General features: G+C 35.6%; 17 protein-coding genes, 1 pseudogene and 1 riboswitch. Of the genes and pseudogenes, 7 read left to right on the top strand and 11 right to left on the bottom strand.

Annotated features, from left to right (window positions below; translation table 11 throughout):
* A partial coding sequence (locus RBU60_RS09805; RefSeq protein ID WP_308864729.1) for an integrase core domain-containing protein occupies positions 1 to 423 on the top strand: 423 nt, incomplete at its 5' end.
* A gap of 40 nt (positions 424 to 463) precedes the next feature.
* Here RBU60_RS09805 and RBU60_RS09800 read toward each other — a convergent pair.
* The 3 genes and pseudogenes from RBU60_RS09800 to RBU60_RS09790 all read right to left on the bottom strand — a co-directional run.
* Positions 464 to 571 (bottom strand): annotated as a pseudogene (locus RBU60_RS09800) (pirin family protein); the annotation flags it as partial.
* Positions 572 to 664: 93 nt separating this feature from the next.
* Complete coding sequence (locus RBU60_RS09795) at positions 665 to 1189, bottom strand: YceI family protein (RefSeq protein WP_308864727.1); 525 nt, start codon at positions 1187 to 1189, stop codon at positions 665 to 667.
* A gap of 255 nt (positions 1190 to 1444) precedes the next feature.
* Positions 1445 to 2038, bottom strand: coding sequence for a Crp/Fnr family transcriptional regulator (locus RBU60_RS09790; RefSeq protein ID WP_308864726.1), 594 nt, complete (start codon positions 2036 to 2038; stop codon positions 1445 to 1447).
* 491 nt (positions 2039 to 2529) lie between these two features.
* Between RBU60_RS09790 and RBU60_RS09785 the strand changes: the two genes are divergently transcribed.
* Positions 2530 to 2706, top strand: a complete 177-nt coding sequence (locus tag RBU60_RS09785) for a histone H1 (protein WP_308864725.1) — start codon at positions 2530 to 2532, stop codon at positions 2704 to 2706.
* Positions 2707 to 3508: 802 nt separating this feature from the next.
* Here RBU60_RS09785 and moeB read toward each other — a convergent pair.
* Genes moeB through thiS form a run of 8 tightly spaced genes read right to left on the bottom strand, consistent with a single transcriptional unit; the run spans position 3509 to position 10584 of the window.
* Complete coding sequence (moeB, locus tag RBU60_RS09780) at positions 3509 to 4588, bottom strand: molybdopterin-synthase adenylyltransferase MoeB (RefSeq protein WP_308864724.1); 1080 nt, start codon at positions 4586 to 4588, stop codon at positions 3509 to 3511.
* 1 nt (position 4589) lies between these two features.
* Entirely contained in the window at positions 4590 to 5711 is a 1122-nt protein-coding gene (gene thiH / locus RBU60_RS09775) for a 2-iminoacetate synthase ThiH (protein WP_308864722.1), read from the bottom strand.
* Positions 5704 to 6477, bottom strand: coding sequence for a thiazole synthase (locus RBU60_RS09770; protein WP_308864721.1), 774 nt, complete (start codon positions 6475 to 6477; stop codon positions 5704 to 5706). Before RBU60_RS09770 ends, thiH begins: the two co-directional genes overlap by 8 nt.
* 1 nt (position 6478) lies before the next feature.
* Positions 6479 to 7129 carry a thiamine phosphate synthase gene (thiE, locus tag RBU60_RS09765; RefSeq protein WP_308864719.1) on the bottom strand — a complete coding sequence of 217 codons (651 nt, stop codon included), beginning with the start codon at positions 7127 to 7129 and terminating at the stop codon, positions 6479 to 6481.
* Positions 7126 to 7890 (bottom strand): hydroxymethylpyrimidine/phosphomethylpyrimidine kinase, encoded by a 765-nt coding sequence (locus RBU60_RS09760; RefSeq protein ID WP_308864718.1) that lies wholly within the window; start codon positions 7888 to 7890, stop codon positions 7126 to 7128. The genes thiE and RBU60_RS09760 overlap by 4 nt, the downstream gene beginning before the upstream one ends.
* Complete coding sequence (locus RBU60_RS09755) at positions 7883 to 8473, bottom strand: thiamine phosphate synthase (protein ID WP_308864717.1); 591 nt, start codon at positions 8471 to 8473, stop codon at positions 7883 to 7885. The genes RBU60_RS09760 and RBU60_RS09755 overlap by 8 nt, the downstream gene beginning before the upstream one ends.
* 3 nt (positions 8474 to 8476) lie before the next feature.
* Positions 8477 to 10336: a phosphomethylpyrimidine synthase ThiC gene (thiC, locus tag RBU60_RS09750; protein ID WP_308864716.1), complete on the bottom strand. Its 1860-nt coding sequence runs from the start codon at positions 10334 to 10336 to the stop codon at positions 8477 to 8479.
* A gap of 44 nt (positions 10337 to 10380) precedes the next feature.
* Positions 10381 to 10584 (bottom strand): sulfur carrier protein ThiS, encoded by a 204-nt coding sequence (gene thiS / locus RBU60_RS09745; protein WP_308864715.1) that lies wholly within the window; start codon positions 10582 to 10584, stop codon positions 10381 to 10383.
* Positions 10585 to 10701: 117 nt separating this feature from the next.
* A riboswitch (TPP riboswitch) is annotated at positions 10702 to 10797 on the bottom strand.
* Positions 10798 to 11666: 869 nt separating this feature from the next.
* On the opposite strand from thiS, the gene RBU60_RS09740 reads away from it, so the two are divergent.
* The 5 genes from RBU60_RS09740 to RBU60_RS09720 all read left to right on the top strand — a co-directional run bounded on the left by RBU60_RS09740 (position 11667) and on the right by RBU60_RS09720 (position 19322).
* Entirely contained in the window at positions 11667 to 12641 is a 975-nt protein-coding gene (locus tag RBU60_RS09740) for a ribonucleotide-diphosphate reductase subunit beta (protein ID WP_308864714.1), read from the top strand.
* Between the two features lie 423 nt (positions 12642 to 13064).
* Positions 13065 to 14711 (top strand): ribonucleoside-diphosphate reductase subunit alpha, encoded by a 1647-nt coding sequence (locus RBU60_RS09735; RefSeq protein WP_308864713.1) that lies wholly within the window; start codon positions 13065 to 13067, stop codon positions 14709 to 14711.
* Positions 14712 to 15107: 396 nt separating this feature from the next.
* Positions 15108 to 16103: a 2,3-diaminopropionate biosynthesis protein SbnA gene (gene sbnA, locus RBU60_RS09730; RefSeq protein WP_308864712.1), complete on the top strand. Its 996-nt coding sequence runs from the start codon at positions 15108 to 15110 to the stop codon at positions 16101 to 16103.
* Positions 16104 to 16117: 14 nt separating this feature from the next.
* Positions 16118 to 17875 carry an FAD/NAD(P)-binding protein gene (locus tag RBU60_RS09725; protein ID WP_308864711.1) on the top strand — a complete coding sequence of 586 codons (1758 nt, stop codon included), beginning with the start codon at positions 16118 to 16120 and terminating at the stop codon, positions 17873 to 17875.
* A complete protein-coding gene (locus tag RBU60_RS09720) occupies positions 17865 to 19322 on the top strand; it encodes a type III PLP-dependent enzyme domain-containing protein (protein WP_308864710.1) in 1458 nt (485 codons plus the stop codon). The genes RBU60_RS09725 and RBU60_RS09720 overlap by 11 nt, the downstream gene beginning before the upstream one ends.
* The last annotated feature ends 562 nt before the right edge of the window (positions 19323 to 19884 follow it).

Below are 19884 nucleotides of genomic sequence, written 5' to 3'. Positions count from 1 at the left end.
GATGATGCCAATCGCGAAGTATTGTTCGTAGAGTCTGACTATTCTTTGGCTAGTAAACGAGTGCTTTGGGTGTTAACTCACCTGATCAAACAACGAGGGAAACCAAAAAATATTCGGATGGATAACGGTCCGGAGTTTATTGCAACGATAACAAAAGATTGGAGTGAGGCCTACGGAATAGTTTTTAAATATATACAGCCTGGAAAACCCACACAAAATGCTTTTATAGAGCGTTTTAATGGTTCATTCCGTAGAGGTGTTTTAGATGCTCATATTTTTAAAACCATACATCAAGTGAGAGAAATCACAGCAGTTTGGGTGGAGGATTACAATAATTTTAGGCCACACGATAGCTTAAAAAATCTTCCTCCAATAGTCTTTGCTAAAATCCATTTGAACCAAAATCAACGTCTAAATGAATAATATTTTCTAATTTAGCACTGTCCTAAAAAGGGGAAGTCTACATATTCATTCGAAAACCACTCGGTTTAAAATTATGCACTCGAAATCCGTCACCAACAAAATGGGGCTCCCTTGGACTTGCTATCAGTTCTACTGTTTTTGTTTTCATTTTATAAATATTTTAAATTCAAGATATAAAGGTAGGTAGTTGTTTTAATATTAAATTACCCCTACCTATTACCTTTATAATTTATGTTTTCAATTACTGCTTGATAAATTGAAGATTGGCTACCAACTTCACTTTATCGCTCACCACTACATTTCCAGCTTCGGTTACTGCACTCCAGTTTAAATTGAAGTCCTTCCGGTTAATAGTTCCTGTAGCTTCAAAACCTGCTTTGGTCTGTCCATATTGATCATCTGCTATTCCGTTGAAGTCAACATTAAGAGACACCTCTTTGGTTATGTCTCTAATCGTCATATCGCCAATCATGATTTCTCCGTCAAAAGATTTTGATTCAAAAATTAAATTCGGATGTTTTTTTGCATTAAAAAAATCATCTGACTTTAAATGCGTATCCCTATCCTTGTTTTTTGTACTTATAGAGTTGACTTTGGTAGTAAATCTAAATTTTGCATCTTTAAAACTTTCATCGGCTGCTTCAATTTCTGAATCAAATTCTCTAAAACTGCCTGATACTGTTGAAATCATCATGTGTTTTACTTTGAATTCAATATCAGAATGTGATTGATCTACTTTCCAATTTGTTTTTTCAGTGGTTTCCATTTTAATAATTTTTTTGTTAAATGTTATAATTTGATACAAAACTATGTTACAATAGTGTACTGTGCATTGATGTATGGTAAGAAGCTAAATTCAGGACAATCTACCACCTAATTTGAAAAAAATAATGATTCACTTTTAACCTTAAGTTAATCTGATTTGCTCAGCTCTTAAAGTAAGTTAAGGGAAAAGAAAGATGTAGCAGTAGAACGAACTTAAGCGAAGTTCAACTTATTCACATTGATGTAGAGAGGAAAGCTAATTTTTGAGGTTTTTCCGCGTCAGTTTTCTACGGACACGGCTTAAACTTTCTGGTGTAATTCCTAAATAGGAAGCGACCATTGTTTGGGGAACACGCAAAAGTATATCAGGGTACATAGCAACAAACTGGAGGTATCGTTCCTCTGCGCTCGCGCTTAATAACATATTGATCCGGTTCTGCAAATGGCGAATGTGATTGTGGAGTAATTTATTATTAAAATCTGTAAATGAAGGAATTTTTTCTGAAAGTTTATGGATGAAACCCTCATCTATCATTGCTATTTTGCTATTTTCCAAGGCTTGAATATAATAAGCAGATGGTTGATCAAAATAGACACTTTCTCTATCTGTTACAAACCAATTTTGAGGTGCAAAAGATATGGTGTGCTCTTTCCCCTTATCATCTATGGAATATTGTCTTAAAAGTCCATTTTCTACAAAAAATGTATACTTGCAATGTTCATTCTCTCGCAATAAGAACTCCTCTTTTTTGATCTTTTTTACCATACAGTTTTCAGCTAATGATAAAACATCATTTTCATCAATATCAAGGTTTGAAGTGAAGTATTTTATGAGTTTGAGACTCTCCATTATAGTTTAGAGTGTTGTTTTTGATTACTGTCAATTAAGTATATCAATCAAAAATACAATTTTAACCGTAAGTATTTAATAAACAATCATATATTTAACGCACAGTAGCCACTCAGCCTATTCCTCTACTCTCAATACTTCGGGACTACAAAAAGGCTTTTCCTGAGCCTGTTCAAAAGATTACATTCGGGGAAAAGTGCTCTATAACAAAGGTCTTGGACACAACTCCAAAGCTTCCGATTTCCATTTCGCTAATTATGTCGAAAAATAACAGGATTAGTTCACTCCAATTTTCATACTTGATGTTAAGTCCGTTTTAAACTATAGTCCATAAAAAAAATAATCACCTCTTATAACCGCTTTGATAAGTTTAAAAAACAGAAAACCCTTAAAATTGTGACCTAGTCTACTAATTTAATTTAGATGAAAAGTGGAATTTAACTAGAATAAATATATTTTCGCTTTTTAAATAAAAATTTAAACTAAATCTTATGAAAGAACTTATTGAAAACATGCAAAACACTTTTGAATCATTTGAAAGTGATGCTAAAGTACAATTAGAAAACGGAAATAAAGCAGCAGGAACAAGAGCTAGAAAATCCTCATTAGCCTTGGAGAAACTATTGAAAGAATTCCGCAAGGTGTCGATTGCTGAATCAAAAAAATAAACAATGGGAATCCTCTAGCAATAGAGGATTCTTTTTTTATCTCCCAAATAGAAAAAGGATTTTAAAAGGAATGTAAGTTAAAAACAACTCATATTCTGCATTGCACTCGATACTTTGGGACTACATCAAAAGGTTTCTCTTGAGCCCGGTCAAAAAACTACATTCCGAGAAAAGCGCTTTATTAGAAAAAATCTTGAACCCAACTCCAAAGTTTTCGGATTCTATTTCACTTGTAAGCTCATTCCTGATAAAAATCGGAAAACTACCAGACTCTACTTCGATTAAACTCAGCACAAGTATTCCATCTACAGCTTTGAAATCAAGTTCTTTTTAAATACTACTTCAAGAGGATCATCTGTTTTCATTACTCGGTCAGCACATTGCCCATTGAGGAGCAGGAATCGCTTCATTCAATCCAAGATTTTTTTACCTGATTTTAATATCTCAATTTTATATATTTTCCATAGTAAATGTCGTAGCTTTTGGTGTATTTGTTCATTTTCTTTCTTTGTTAAGATTTACTATTGAAGAACACTGAACTCTTATAAATATAGAATTGTCCAACTTATCTTCAAGCGTGAAAATGCCATAATTGCTCAAAAAGTATCATCCGAGGTTATCATCTTAAAATAATTCCTATAAGTTTTAATCTGGATAAGCTTTTCCACTACGATGGTTATCAATTTATTTTGCTTTTGAACCAAAATCCGTTTTGGATATTTCTATAAGCAAACTTTCCGTTAAGGGTCTTGCCTTGTATGCTTCAGGAGTTTTTGGATAAACGCTTCATAGCTACTTTAAACTATTTTTGTAGGTATGACACAGCACTCAATAAACCGCCCTTTAAATTTACAAGCTTTTTTTTAAAACCATCGTTTTGTAGTATTTTGATGGCTATTTTACTTCGCGCGCCCGATTTACAAAAAACCAACAGGTCTTTATTATCTGCTATTTCGGTATATCGTTCTGGTAATTCATCTAAGGGAATATGGATGCTTTCAATGTGTAATTCATCCCGTTCAAATTGGGTTCTAACATCGAGCAGGTTATAGCTTGACGCTCGTTCTTTATATTCCTGAAAACTGATTTCTTTGGTATGGGTATAAACGCCACAGGACACTTGGTAATCTTCTTCCAATGCTTTTATGGTGTTTGCCGTATTTTTTTCAAAAGAAAAGATTGATTGCTTCATGGAAAGCGCATCAAACGTCAATAATTGCCCTGATAATATTGATCCCAAGCCTAAAATTATCTTTAACACTTCATTGGCCTGTAAACTTCCAATAATGCCTGGTAAAACACCCAATACGCCATTTTCTGAGCAGTTTGGGACTTGGTTTGGAGGTGGCGGAGTGGGATATAAACACCGATAGGTTGGCCCGTTCTCAAAATTAAAGACAGACACTTGCCCCTCAAAGGTATAAATAGAACCAAATACAATGGGTTTACCTAGCAATACCGCCGCATCGTTTAGTAAGTATCGAGTAGCAAAATTATCGCTTCCATCCACAATAATATCATAGGGTTTTAAAACTTGAAGCGCATTATTCTTTGTAATCCGTGTTTGGTGGGCATTAAACTGAATAAACGGATTTAATGCGTGTAATCGATTAACAGCAACAGTTACTTTGCTTTTGCCAATATCCTTGTGTGTGTACAATATTTGGCGCTGCAGGTTTGATTGTTCTACGGAATCCTCATCAACAATACCGATAGTGCCCACGCCTGCCGCTGCCAAGTATTGAAGTACAGGACAACTAAGCCCTCCGGAACCTACTACCACTACTTTTGCGTGTTTCAGCTTTAACTGACCTTGCATCCCGACTGCTTCGAGCGATAGATGCCTGCTGTATTGTTGTTGTTCGTCTGTTGTTAGCTCCATGTTAACCCGATTTTGAAAACGTTTTATCCCAATCTTTCCAAACAACCTCGTAGCCTTGCGAGTGTATCATCTGCTTAATTTCTTCCGTGCTCCGTTCATCTGAAATTTCAAACTGCTCCAAGGATTGTGGGGCAACGGCATAGCCGCCCGGATTTGTTTTCGATTCCGCACTTATAGAGGTGATCCCTAAATTGATACTGTGGTTTCTAAAGGTTTCGCTCTCCCGTGTGGACATGGACAGTTCTACATCTTCATCTAATAACCGGTACGCGCAAATCAATTGTACCAGATCGGCATCAGTCATTTCAACTTTGGGTTGCACTTCGCCCTCATGCGGGCGTAATCGCGGAAAAGAAATGGAGTATTTCGTCTTCCAATAGGTTTTCTGTAAATATTTTAAATGCAATGCGGTATAAAAACTATCCACCCGCCAATCTTCCAGCCCAAATAAAGCACCTATCCCAATTTTATGGACTCCGGCTTTTCCCAATCGGTCAGGTGTATCCAGCCGATACTCAAAATTTGATTTTTTACCCTTTGGATGGTGTGTTTTATACGCTGCTTTATGATAGGTTTCTTGATATACCAACACCGCATACAAGCCTTCTTTAATTAAGGTTTCGTATTCTTTTTGATCTAATGGCTGTACTTCTATACTGATATTGGAAAAATACTCCCGGATTAAAGCAATGGCATTTTTTAAATATGAAACGCCAACGGTACTATTGGCTTCGCCAGTAACCAAAAGAATGTGATCGTACCCCAACTGTTTAACAAAGGCTACTTCTTTAAGTATCTCTTTGTCTGTGAGCGTTTTCCTCGGTATTTTATTTGTTAAGCTGAAACCACAGTAGGTACAGATATTTTGACATTCATTGGAGAGGTACATCGGGACGTACATTTGTATGGTGTTCCCAAACCGCTTTTTGGTCAGTGCATGGCTTTTTTGTGCCATCTGCTCAATAAAAGGCTTGGCAGCAGGGCAAATCAATACTTTAAAATCGGCTAAGGTGATTTTATCTTTCAATAAAACCTCTTGCACGTCGTGGGAAGAGAAGCTATATATTTCCTGTTCTATGGTATCCCAGTCGTATAAATTGAATGTGTTTATAAAATTACTCATGTAAAAAAGAAGTTAAAGGGCTGCTTGCGGCTGCCTGGTGTTTTACGGAAGCCAATTTCGCTTTATATGCTATTCTTCCTGCCTGCACGGCCAGTTTAAAAGCAGTCCCCATTTGTACTGGATTTTGAGATACCGCAATAGCGGTATTCACCAAAACGGCATCTGCACCCAACTCCATGGCGTATGCGGCGTGGGAAGGCGCCCCAATACCGGCATCCACTATTACGGGCACATTGCTTTGTTCAATAATAATTTCTAAGAAATCCTTGGTCATTAGTCCCTTATTACTGCCTATTGGAGCGCCCAACGGCATTACGCATGGTACCCCAACTTCTTCTAATCGCTTGCATAAAACAGGATCTGCATGAATGTAGGGCATTACTATAAAGCCCTGTTTTACCAAAGCTTCAGTAGCTTTTAAGGTTTCTATTGGGTCTGGTAATAAAAATTTTGGGTCTGGATGGATTTCTAATTTCACCCAATTGGTTTCCAATGCTTCTCTTGCCAATTGCGCGGCGAAAACAGCTTCCTTGGCAGTCCGCACGCCAGAGGTATTGGGCAATAAATTGATGTGGTTTTCCTTAAGATGAATCAATATATCATCGCTCTCATTTTCTAGTTCTACTCTTTTTAATGCCACGGTAACCAATTCGCTTTCTGAAGCAACAATGGCTTCTTGCATTACTTTTGAACTACTGAATTTACCGGTTCCGGTAAACAATCTAGAGTTGAATGTTTTATCGGCTATCTTGAGTGTATCTGTCATGCTAATTGTTATTATTAGGGATCCAAATTTGTTCCTGTGTAGTAGGTGTTTGCACTATTTTGTTGAAACGTTTCATATTGTTGAAATCTTTAGTAAGCGCTCCCGATACAGCGATTCCATAAACGCCTGTTTTTAATATTTCGGGGACATCTTTTAGGGTAATACCGCCAATGGCAATAATGGGAACCTCTGATTTGAATGCCTTTAAAACGCTTGCATATCCATTCAGCCCTAAAATGGGGCTTAGATTATGTTTGGTATTGGTAAACCTAAAAGGTCCCAATCCAATATAATCCACTTTTTTTTCCATGAGTTCGTTGCAATCTTGAAGGGTATTGGCAGTTCCACCAATTACTTGCCAAGGATGTAAATGTTTTTTGGCAATGGTAGGGCAGGGGTCTGTTTTTCCCAGATGTACGCCGTCAGCTTGAACCGCTTTGGCTATTTTGTAATGGTCGTTAATGATTAAACGGGTTTGATAGTTGCTGGTAATTTCCCTTGCTTTTTCTGCTGTTTTTAATACGGTAGCTTCGCCTGCATGTTTAAGACGTAATTGTACCAATTCGGCGCCAAAAGTGCAGGCTTTTTGTATGTTATCGAGGTGTTGCTTTGGGCTGTCGCCTTGTGAGATATAATGTAATTTAGGTATCATGTTCTTGTAAGATTAGCGTGCTTCTCCAATAAGGAAGGGTGAGAGTTTAAAAACTGTTCGGTGTACAATTTTGCATTTCTACAGGCATCTTCTAATTCAATCGCTAAGTCGAGGTTGCTTGCCAATGCTGATGACAAGACACAACCACTGCCATGTTTTTCTGAAATTTCAGTTAGAGTAGGAGGAATGTGTACCGTCACAATTTTGCTATGATGTAATTGATCCCAGCCTTTTTTATCTTCTTTATGCCGGCCTTTTAAATGAACGTTTGTAAAACGGCTGATGTGCTGAAGGGTTTCTTCCAAATACATTTCGGGATATAAATCCTGAATTTCATCGTAATTTGGAGTAATGATATCACACAGTTTCCAAATTTCATTCAAGACATCTTGTTGTTCGTTTGAATGAAAATCAAAACCAGCACTTGCCTTAAAAACAGGATCTAAAACGACTTTTATAGAAGGATTTATGGTGTGCAGTTTTTCTACTATAAGGAGTAATGAATGCCAAGATTCTATAAGTCCGATTTTTACGGTATTGATTTCAAAACGTTCAAATAAAGTATCTACTTGTGCTAAAATTGTTTCTGTAGCAACCCAGTCACACTGTTTAAACGCTATATCGTTTTGAACCGTGACGGCTGTACAAACCGATAGTCCATAGAGACCGTGCGCTTCAAATGTTTTTATGTCTGAAGTAATCCCGGCACCGCCACTAGGATCGTGCCCGGCGATGGTTAGTACATATTTACGGTTATTCAAAATGCTGTTTTATGTTTTTAAAAGCTTCTACCGGTTTGCTGTTGTTCCAAATGCCTCCTAAAACACCGACGCCTTTATATCCTAGCGACTTAAAAGCTTCTATGTTTTCTGAAGAAACACCACCCATTCCTACAATTGTTTTATCAATGTGATTTACATCGAAACCGCGTCCCTTATATCCTTTTTTAGATATCGAGGAAAATACAGGGCTTAGTAAGTGATAATCAAATTCAAATTCACAGGTAGCGATGTCTTCAGGTTCATGAAAAGAAGAGCTGATTGTTTTATCTACCATATTTAGGTTTTTAAAATACTCTAATGGCTCATTTTCTATGGTATCTCTTCTTTTTTGTTCCTGAAAATGAATTCCTTTTAAATTGAATTCGTTTACTAATTCGTGAAACAAATGCACTACAATTCTGTTATGGTAGGTTGCGTCTATTTCCTTCAAATAAGCGACGTGTTCTTTATAGTCTTTTTCTGGTTTCCGAAGGTGATAGCACGCCAGACCCGCTTCGAAAAGCAGGTGTAGCGTATTTATCTCATCTTTGATATCCGTTTCAGGAGCAATAACAACTATCATAATTTATAGATATACTTCAGAACCTTTGTCTTTAAACTCTTTCGACTTTTCATCCATTCCTTTTTGAATCACTTCATTATCCACAATATCATTTTCTTTGGCGAAATCACGGACTTCCTGTGATATTTTCATAGAACAGAACTTAGGACCACACATAGAACAGAAGTGCGCTAACTTCGCACCGGCTGCTGGTAGGGTTTCATCGTGGTATTGTAAAGCACGCTCAGGATCCAACCCTAAGTTAAACTGATCTTCCCAACGGAATTCAAAACGAGCCATACTCAACGCATTATCCCGGTGTTGGGCACCTGGATGTCCTTTTGCTAAATCGGCTGCATGGGCAGCTAACTTATACGTTATCACACCCACGCGAACATCTTCTTTATTGGGTAATCCTAAATGTTCTTTTGGTGTCACATAACATAGCATCGCACAGCCAAACCAACCAATCATAGCGGCACCAATACCAGAAGTAATATGGTCATAACCAGGAGCGATATCTGTGGTCAATGGGCCTAACGTATAGAAGGGAGCTTCGTCGCAGACTTCAATTTGCTTTTCCATGTTTTCCTTAATCATATGCATAGGCACGTGACCGGGACCTTCAATAAAGCACTGTACTTCGTGCTTTCGGGCGATTTTTGTTAATTCACCCAAAGTTTCCAACTCTGCAAACTGCGCTTTATCATTTGCATCGGCTATAGAGCCTGGGCGCAAGCCATCGCCTAATGAAAAGGCAACATCATATTTTTTTAAAATTTCGCAAATGTCCTCAAAATGGGTATATAGAAAACTTTCTTTATGATGTGCCAAACACCATTTTGCCATGATAGAACCGCCACGAGAAACAATCCCCGTTACCCGGTTGGCAGTCATAGGGACGTAACGTAGCAACACCCCAGCGTGGATGGTAAAATAATCGACACCTTGTTCGGCTTGTTCGATTAGCGTATCACGGAAAATTTCCCAGGTTAAGTCTTCGGCAACGCCATTTACTTTTTCCAAGGCTTGGTAAATAGGCACCGTCCCAACAGGCACTGGCGAGTTGCGTATAATCCATTCGCGGGTTTCGTGGATATTTTGACCGGTAGAAAGGTCCATAATATTGTCTGCACCCCAACGGCTAGCCCACACCGCTTTTTCTACTTCTTCTTCAATGGAAGAGGTGGTGGCGGAGTTCCCGATATTTGCATTTATTTTTACCAAAAAGTTTCTCCCTAAAATCATAGGTTCGGCTTCTGGGTGGTTGATGTTTGAAGGTATTACAGCACGACCTCTAGCCACCTCGTCTCGAACAAATTCGGGTGTGATTTTATCTGGAATGGAGGCACCAAAGTGCTCCCCTTTGTGTTGCTTTCTAATCTCGGTCATTTCATCGATTCGTTGGTTTTCACGAATGGCGATATACTCCATTTCTGGAGTGATGATTCCTTTTTTAGCGTAGTGCAATTGGGTTACGTTTTCACCTTCTTTAGCACGGAAAGGCTTTTTCAATAATGAGAAACGCATATGGTCCAACTCTTTGTTGTTTAAACGCTGGTTGGAGTAATCTGAAGAAAATGCATCTAACTGCTCCACATTGTTTCTGTCTAAAATCCATGGCTCACGGATCCTTTCAATACCTTGGTGAATGTCAATCTCCTTGTTGGGATCAGTGTAAGGCCCCGAAGTATCATACACGGTCACGGGTTCGTTAGAAGTCATCTTTCCTGTTATAGAATCTTTCGTATCGCTTAGCGCTATTTCACGCATCGCAACTTTTATGTGCGGATGAATTTTACCAGATACGTAAACTTTTTTAGAATTAGGAAACGGCTTTCTTGTGATGGTTCCTTTTTTAGGTGCGGTGTCTTTATTTTTCATAATGGAATGATGTTATGCGAATATGTTAGTATTGAATGGCGTTATTATCCACCTTGGGTGGCTTGAATTATTAAAACAGAATCATCTTTTGATAATGTTTTAGACGCCCATGATTTTTTTGAAATAATGGTATTGTTAATGGCTACGGCAATCCCATCTTGCGGTGATTTAAGTTGCTTGAGCAGTTGTAGGATGTTGAAATCGGTATCGATTTCTAAGGGTTTCTCATTAACGTGTATAGTAATCATAGTACAGTATATTTTTAAATATGCTGTAAATTCTAAAGGTTTGGAGAAAGGGTTGCTTTGAAATGAAAGTACCCAAACGGATACTCTTATGAAAAGGAGTGTAAACACATGATATAATGTGTTTTTTCGACTTTTCCCTTCGCTGGTACTAACCAGATCAGGTTCAAAGGGTTTTTCTCAGTTCTAAAAATTAGAACACCCCTAAAGTTTACACTACAAACCTATTAAAAAATTAACTCTTAATCGACTTTATTTACTTTTTTTCATAAAATGCAAATTATATTTAAAAAATAGGAAAAATAAAAGACCCAAAATTGGGGATTCTAATAGTTATTTATTTAAATCTGTAATCTTTTGTTTATCATGCAATTAAAGGCGTTTGAGCTTAGGTAGTCTCATAGGTTGAGATAAATTAGTATCCTATATAAATTTAAATTAACAGATTATTAGAAGCCAAAGTCTTGAGTAATCAAATAAAAAAGGAATGAGAGATTAAAGCTTTATAAAATTAGCGATAGATCGATCATTTTAGTTTGGATGATGAGCTTTTCAGCTTTAGTGTATACGAAGTTAGAACCAGTTTATTAAGGGAGTAGAGGGGAGCACAAATAAAATTTAAGCTTTTGGAAGTTCATCTAAAATAAAAAGATAATCATTTACAGGTGGTTTATTTGATTTCTTAAGTTGAATTATTTCTACGGGTAGACTGAATTTTATTTAAAAAATATTAATTAAAATTTGCTTACAAAATAGATTGTTAGTTATGATTTATTAACAACTGTTAAGAAGTTATTCGAAAGAATAGTAATAAGTTTTCTAACTTTGAGGCATCTAAAGTAAAAAAGACGACACCATTTAATTCTATAAAAATGAGTCGTAAAATAGGAGAATCGTGTTAGAATCACGAACTGTTGCGCAACTGTAATTGGGGTACTCCCATAAGTCAGATCACCTATCTTTTTTATCAGGATTTGTTTTCGCATAAGAAGCAAACTCCGTCACATAAGTACCACAATCTAGGTGGTATTTGTCTGCGTATATTTTGCCTTTTATGTACACGTTTAACTTTAAAAAACTACATAATGAGCATTTTTGACAAGAGAACCAATTACAAACCTTTTGAGTATCCCGAGATCCATCAATTTACTGATGCCATCAATAAATCTTTTTGGGTACATTCTGAAGTTGATTTTACTGCTGATGTGCAAGATTTTCACTCGCACCTATCAGCCAATGAAAAACAAATAGTTAAAAAGAGCTTACTGGCTATTGCACAAATTGAGGTAGCTGTTAAATCTTTTTGGGGAGATTTGTATCATCATTTGCCCAAACCTGAATTTAACGGACTTGGAAGTACTTTTGCCGAATGTGAGTTTAGACATTCGGAAGCTTACTCGAGGTTACTTAGCGTATTAGGGTACAATCATGAGTTTGAAAAATTGATGGAAGAGCCCGTCATTAAAAAACGTTTCGAATACCTTTCTGATGCTTTAGTTTTTACTAAAGAAAATGATAAGAAAAAATATGTATTTTCACTTATTTTATTTTCAATTCTTATTGAAAATGTATCCTTATTTAGTCAATTTGGAATTATACTATCTTTTACGCGCTTTCGTGGTTTGATGAAAAACGTGAGTAATATTATTGCTTGGACGTCTGTAGATGAGCAAATTCACGCAAATGCTGGAATGTATATTGTAAATGAAATTAAAAAAGAATTCCCAGATTTCTTCGATGAGGATACCCAAATACAAATTAAAGATATCGTTTGTCATTCAATTGATGTAGAAGCAGAGATTCTTGATTGGATTTTTGAAGGGGGAGCCCTAGACAGTATAAGTAAAACAGATTTGCTCAATTTCATGAAATTTAGAGCGGATGAAAGCTTAGAGAAAATAGGTTTAGGAAAAATATTCCATATTTCTCCAGAACAATACAAACCTATGCAGTGGTTTGAAGAAGAAATATTTGCTAATTCTCTAGATGATTTCTTTGCGAAAAGACCAGTAGATTATACCAAACATGATAAGAGCATTCGGGCTGTAGATTTATTTTAATGCGCTAACTTATCTTGGCATATTAAACAAGAACTTCTTAAGTAAGTTTTTAGAGGAATTTAATCCGTAGACATCGGTCAATTAGGCCAATCAATAATGATTTTATTAGAATCTAAAAATAATTTAGTAGCAGATCTAAGTGACTAATAATATAGGTCACTCACTTTCTCTACTATTTAAAGAGGTATTTTTAAACACTTCCATGGATTAGGATAAACTGTTTAAAGAAACAACGATCAACACTTACAGGCTGAGGTTGTAAAAGTTATAAGTACGAGTTTAAAGGTTAATGTACAGATTTGTTAAATAGAAAGGTATGAGGAGAATACCTAAAATAAATCGATTAAGGGTTTATTCAATTTAATTGCCTTGTCTATACATAAGAATCCTATAAAAATTATTGATTAATAAAAAAAACATAGAATGGAAAGACTTTGGTGGTTAAACGAAGAAAGTGAACAAATATTAAATAGAGGTTACCTGTTAAAAGGAGAGACTGTTAAGGGAGCTATTGAACGGGTGGCGACTGCAGCATCTAAACGTCTTTTTAAGCCAGAACTTAAAGAGCCTTTTATTGCGTTAATCGAAAAGGGATGGATGAGCTTGAGTTCTCCAATTTGGGCAAATATGGGAACAGAGCGGGGGCTTCCAATTTCCTGTTTTAACGTACATGTGCCTGATCATATTGAGGGAATAACCCATAAATTGGGTGAAGTGATCATGCAAACGAAAATAGGAGGAGGCACATCTGGTTACTTTGGAGATCTCCGCGGACGTGGAAGCGCAGTAACGGATAATGGTCGCAGTAGTGGAGCCGTTTCTTTTATGAAATTGTTTGATACCGCTATGGATACCATTTCACAAGGTGGAGTAAGACGTGGCGCATATGCCGCTTATTTAGACATAGATCATCCTGATATTTTGGAATTTCTTCAAATTAAGAGTATTGGGAGTCCGCTACAAAATTTGTTCTATGGTGTTTGTGTTCCTGATTATTGGATGCAAGATATGATAGATGGCGATATGGATAAACGGGAAATTTGGGCGAAAGTATTGGAGTCTCGCCAGCAAAAAGGTTTACCCTATGTATTCTTTACAGATAATGTTAATCGACAAAAACCGCAGGTGTATAAGGATAAAAATCAGCAAATAAACTCAAGTAATCTATGCTCTGAAATTATGTTGCCCTCCAATAAAGAAGAATCTTTTATATGTTGCTTATCCTCTATGAATTTAGAATTATATGAGGAGTGGAAGGATACTAATGCCGTACAATTGGCTATCTATTTCTTAGATGCTGTCTTGCAAGAGTTTATTGCTAAGACGGAAGATAGTTATTATTTAAAGTCAGCTAACTTATTTGCTAAAAGACATCGAGCACTTGGCTTGGGTGTTATGGGGTGGCATTCTTATTTACAAAAAAACAGCATTCCTTTTGAAGGTTTGGAAGCGAAACAACGTACGGTACAAGTTTTTAGTTTTATAAAAGATCAAGCTGAAACCGCTTCTAAAGAATTGGCTAGCATTTATGGAGAACCAGAAATTTTAAAAGAATATGGTTTGCGAAATACTACTTTATTGGCCATTGCACCTACCACTTCATCTTCGGCAATTTTAGGTCAAGTTTCTCCCGGGATAGAGCCATTTAGTAGTAATTATTATAAAGCAGGATTGTCTAAAGGAAATTTTATGCGGAAAAATAAGTACCTCAAAATAATGTTGGAGGAAAAAGGATTAGACAATGAGGAAGTATGGCGAAGCATTATGCTAAATCACGGAAGTGTACAACATTTGGAGGGCTTAACTGAAGAGGAAAAACAAGTCTTTAAAACATTTAAAGAAATAAGTCAGTTAGAAATTATTCAACAAGCTTCTGTTAGACAAAAATATATAGATCAATCTCAAAGTTTAAATTTAAATATTCCATCCAATTTATCGATCAAAGAGGTAAATACCTTAATGATTGAAGCTTGGCGTCTAGGTGTAAAGAGTCTTTATTATCAACGCAGCCAGAGTGTATCTAAAGAGTTTGTAGGTAATCTGGTAAACTGTGTTAGCTGTGAAGCTTAAGTGGGGAATATGATGTTTAGGGCATTGTTTTTAAATTTAATGTTTAGAGTGTAGACTTTTGATAGGGAGGTCTACACTCTTTCAACAGGCAATACGGTGTTCTTGTGTACTCTTCTCGGAAACAAAAAAGCTTAGAAATTACTACACTTTTTTATTATAATGATTTGTCCACTTCCTTTTCATTTGCTAGATTCCAGGCAGGATTCAAGTCTTAAATGCGACATTTCGATTAAACAATAAAATATAACACTTTAAAAGATAGTAAATAAAAATTATTGTTCCCAAAAGATATATATCTTACTTTAGCTAGAACTATGATTGGATGTGTGAGAGGTTTTATTTTTAATACATCACCTTTCCTAATCTCAATAATTTAAATAATGCTTACAAAACCATATGATATCAATTACTAAATCTAAAACTTCTTCTGAATATCAAGTGGCCAAATCTATTTTGGAGGTAATCGGCAGTACACCTTTGGTAAATTTTTCGAGAATATCAAAAGAAACCGGTTTATCGGTTTATGGAAAACTAGAGTCTTCTAACCCTGGGGGGAGTATAAAAGATAGAACTGCATATTCTATTATTAGTAAAGGTTTATCTGAAGGAAGCATTAATGCAGACTCCACATTAGTAGAGAGTAGCAGCGGTAATATGGCCATTGGATTAGCTCAAGTGTGTAGTTATTTTAAATTACCCTTAATTATTGTTGTAGATACTAAAGCTAATATCCATACACTTAAAATTTTAAAAGCTTATGGTGTTCAAATTGAAAAGGTTTCAGAACCATTTGAGAGCGGGGGGTTTTTAGCTGCAAGATTAAAGCGAGTGCAGCAATTATTAGATAATAACCCTAAAGCCGTTTGGACTAATCAGTATGGAAATGAAGCCAATCCAATAGCTCATCATAAAACCATGCACGAAATATCAAATACACAAGTTGGTCAATTTGATTATGTAATGATTGCTACTAGTACTTGTGGCACTTTGATGGGATGTGCAGATTATATAAAGCGGCATAATTTATCTACTAAACTTATAGCAGTGGATGCTGAAGGAAGTGTGATTTTTGGTCAAAATTCTGAAAAGCGTTTAATACCGGGTCACGGAGCTGGGTTACCCTCTCAATTCTTAAAAAAGAATGATGTAGATGGAGTAGTACATGTAAACGATTGGGATTGCGTGAAGGGCTGTCATATATTACTACGTGAAGAAAGTATTATGGCAGGAGGTTCATCTGGAGCTATAGTTTCTGCCTTATTTAAAATAACACCTCAATTGCCTAAGGAAAGTAAAATTGCGCTTATAATATGTGATAGGGGAGAACGGTATATAGAAACTATTTATAACCCAAAATGGAGAAAAGAACATTTCGGAAAAATTTACGTTTAAATATTTAAAAAGCTTTGAAGAATAATGTTTTTCACATTGGTATCATAGGAATGGGACCAAAAGGGTTTTTGGGTTTCGAGCGCTTATTGGCGAATCTCGAATCAATTTCAAAGGTTAAAATTGAAATACATCTCTTTAATCTTAACCGTTTATTTGCAACAGGTTGGATTTACGATCCTCAGCAACCTGATTATTTAAAAATGAATTATCCCAATATACACATATCATTACAACCTCTCACGGCACCTTCACCAATTCTAGACTTCTTATCTTTCTCCCAGTGGCAAGCAAAGCAACATGGGACTAACGTGGAAGAAGAAAATTATAAAATAGCTTCAAGGGCAGAAGTAGGTGCGTATTTTCATCATTATTTTCTTCGATTAATGGAGCTTGCACCTAAGAATATTACAATTCATACTTATAAGAACAGAGTAGAATCAATTGATAAGAAAGGGAGAAATTATTTGATTTATACTAGTGACACGAAATTTAAAAGTCCGTATTTTTATTCTCTTTTGATAACTACAGGACACTCAACAAGTATTTTAAGTAAGAAGAATGAAAACTCTTCCAACGAGAACTTTGTGCCTTTTATCTATCCCATTCAGGAACAATTGGGTTCATTACCATCTAACACTATTATAGCTTGTAAGGGTATGGGGTTAACAGCTATAGACTCTGTATTGGGTTTAACCGAGGGCAGAGGAGGAGAATTCAAATTAAACGCAAAGAAAGAATGGAGTTATATTAAATCAGGAGAAGAACCATTAAAAATTTATCCTTTTTCGCTTTCAGGTATTCCTATCATTCCTAGAAATCCAAATCCTATCGGATCACAAAAAAGTTTTTTCTTTAAGAGGTTTATAGAAGATGATACATCAAAGACAAAAATTTTTGATTTTGAAAAAGAATTACTTCCACTTATTAAGCAAGATATTTTGGGGGAATACTATTTTCAATTGTTTAAAAATTACGATATTTTTCTGAATCTTAATCAGCAATTCGATAGGGTGGAAGAGGAGATAAAAGAATTCCATCTTCTACATGCTTCAGAAAAAAAGTTTAAAGCTGCTGATTTGTTTTATCCTTATTTTAATGATAAAGAATTGAATTTAGAATTACCGCGTTATTGGAGAATGTGGTTAGCAGAGTTGAAAAAAAACAATAGTCCGTTAGTTGCAGCTGCTAGAACTTGGAAAAATATGAGTGCAGATTTTAATAAGCTTTATGCTGCGGATAGATTAACCCCATCTTCAAAATCGAAATTTATTAAAAAGTATTTTTCACTGTTTAATAGAATTTCTTTTGGACCACCTGTAATTAATATTAAAAAGATGCTAGCAATAGGTGATCTTGGTCTTTTAGACTTTTCATATGCTAAAAATCCTACTGTAATTAATAGTAATACAAGTACGTTAACTCTTAACCAATGTACAACCCTTTTTGACATCCTAATTGATGCTCGTATTCCCAGAGGATATAACAAGGATTGCAAAGTGCTTTTTAATGAAATAAATTCAAAACCTATTTTTAACTATGACAATGCTAAGCTTAACTTTAACCATGCTGACACTATAATGTGTAATGAACAAGGAAATCCTTTAGATGAACAAGGAAATCCAGACACTAAGATCACTTTATATGGAACTCCAACCGAAGGATTTTTATTTGATAATGATACCTTGTCAAGGAAAAGAAATGATACCGTAAGCCTATGGGCTAAAAATGCAGGTGAACTTTTAAAACAACAAAAAGATAGTTATGAAAAATAATATCCCCCTTTTAGAACCAATTACTTCCCCTTGGATGGAGTCTATAGTGAATGATTTTAAATTACAAGAAGATTTATTAGAGAGATATGATTCTCCGTTAAATATTCATAATCTTCATTCATTTCAATCTAATATAGGAGAGTATTTAGCTTTTTTCAAACAGTATAACTTCAAAAGTAAAATTTTTTACGCGAGGAAAGCAAATAAATGCAATACTTTGGCCACCGTTGCTTTTGAAAGCGGAATAGGTGTGGATACCGCAAGCTTTGCAGAACTTAAGCAATGTTTAGATTTAAACATTAAACCTGAAAATTTAGTGCTTACTGCCGCCATAAAGAATACTAAATTATTGCGTCTTGCGATTCGACATGAGGTTTTAATAATAATTGATAATGAGGATGAGGCAAAATTAATTTATAAGTTATGTTTAGAAGAAGATAAACAAGCGATGGTTGGAATACGTATAAGTGGATTCGAATTTCAAAATAAAAAATTAAAAAGTAGATTTGGAGTTGATATGGAGAGTGTGGGAGGCTTTATACTTCAGTTTTTTGATGATGAAAGCGTACGTAAGAGCATCAGATTTACTGGTTTTCACTTTCACCTAGATGGGTATAATCCGCAGCAAAGAGGCGCTGCTCTTCATCAAACTTTAGACTTAATAAAAACCTTAAGAACTTATAATTTTGATCCTCGGTTTATTGATATTGGCGGTGGGATTCTCATCAACTATTTAAAAAGTAAAGAGCAGTGGAATAACTTTCAAGACGAACTTAAAAATGCGCTATTGCATGAGCGAGACCCTATTACTTACCAAAATAACGGGCTGGGTTTTATTGAGCGAGATAAGAAAATAGAAGGGCAATTAGCTACTTATCCTTATTACAATGAAACGCCTAAAGCAAGTTTCATTAAAAGTATTTTAGAAGTTAACAATCGAGAGAAAATATCGGTTTGGGAACGTTTGGAAAAAATGGATATTGAACTCCGATTGGAACCAGGACGCAGCTTATTGGATCAAGTAGGAATAACGATGGCAAAAGTAGCTCATAGAAAGCAAGATGCAGAGGGCAATATTTTAGTTGGATTGGAAATGAATATGACTCAGATGACAAGCTCTAGTGCCGATTTTTTATTAGATCCTATGGTGACCTATTCTAATCCAGATGAAAACAAAAAAGAAGTGGAGGTTTATTTTACTGGAGCGTATTGTTTGGAGCGAGATTTTATTCTTAAGCGTAAGATAGCTTTACCCAAACTTCCAGAAATAGGGGACGTTGTTACTTTCGTAAATACGGGCGGTTATATGATGCATTTTTTCGAAACCGAAGCACATTTATTTGAACTTTCTCAAAACATCTTTGGTTTAAATATTTCGGAACATACAGAAGCAATTAACTTTTTTAAAGATGAGAATAATCTAAAAGTTAAGCAAGTATACCTCTAAAAATTGATGCACCATTTGAAATAGGTTGCAATAAATTAGAATGACAATATACTGATTAGAATAAAAAGTGAATTGGAAAAGACTTTGATAAACTAGTATTTCTTTTTGGTTTAATTCGCTTTTAAACAATGCATCATTTAAGATAAAATTGCTGAATTAAATATTCATACAATAAGAATAAAAAGCTTAATACTCATAATCGCAAAGCTTTCAAATGGCAGCCACTACATAAGCAATCCTTTTGGAAATAACATTTGGAGCATTGATTTTCGCTAATTGGGTGACCGATTCCCAAGAAAATCTGTAGCCTTTTGGAAAAGTACAGAATAGTTTCAATTGGTATAAAGAACGATTGGAAAGATGGATTATGAACCGCCGTATACGAGACCCACTAGGTTTATCCTGAGCGAAGTCGAAGGGTAAGCTGGTACTTCGACAAGCTCAGCAGAACTGTGAGGAGGCGCGGTGGCGACCGTTAGGTCGTCACCCGTCTACTCGATGTGTGTTGGCCTTATTCTTCAGTGTTACTTCTATTAATGATTTTAATATCAAACTAACGTCA

This window comes from Mesonia profundi (genome assembly GCF_031085155.1).
Classification (GTDB): Bacteria; Bacteroidota; Bacteroidia; order Flavobacteriales; family Flavobacteriaceae; genus Mesonia; species Mesonia profundi.
The sequence above is the reverse complement of the archived record's forward strand: the minus strand, read 5'-3'. Positions and strand labels throughout refer to the sequence as shown.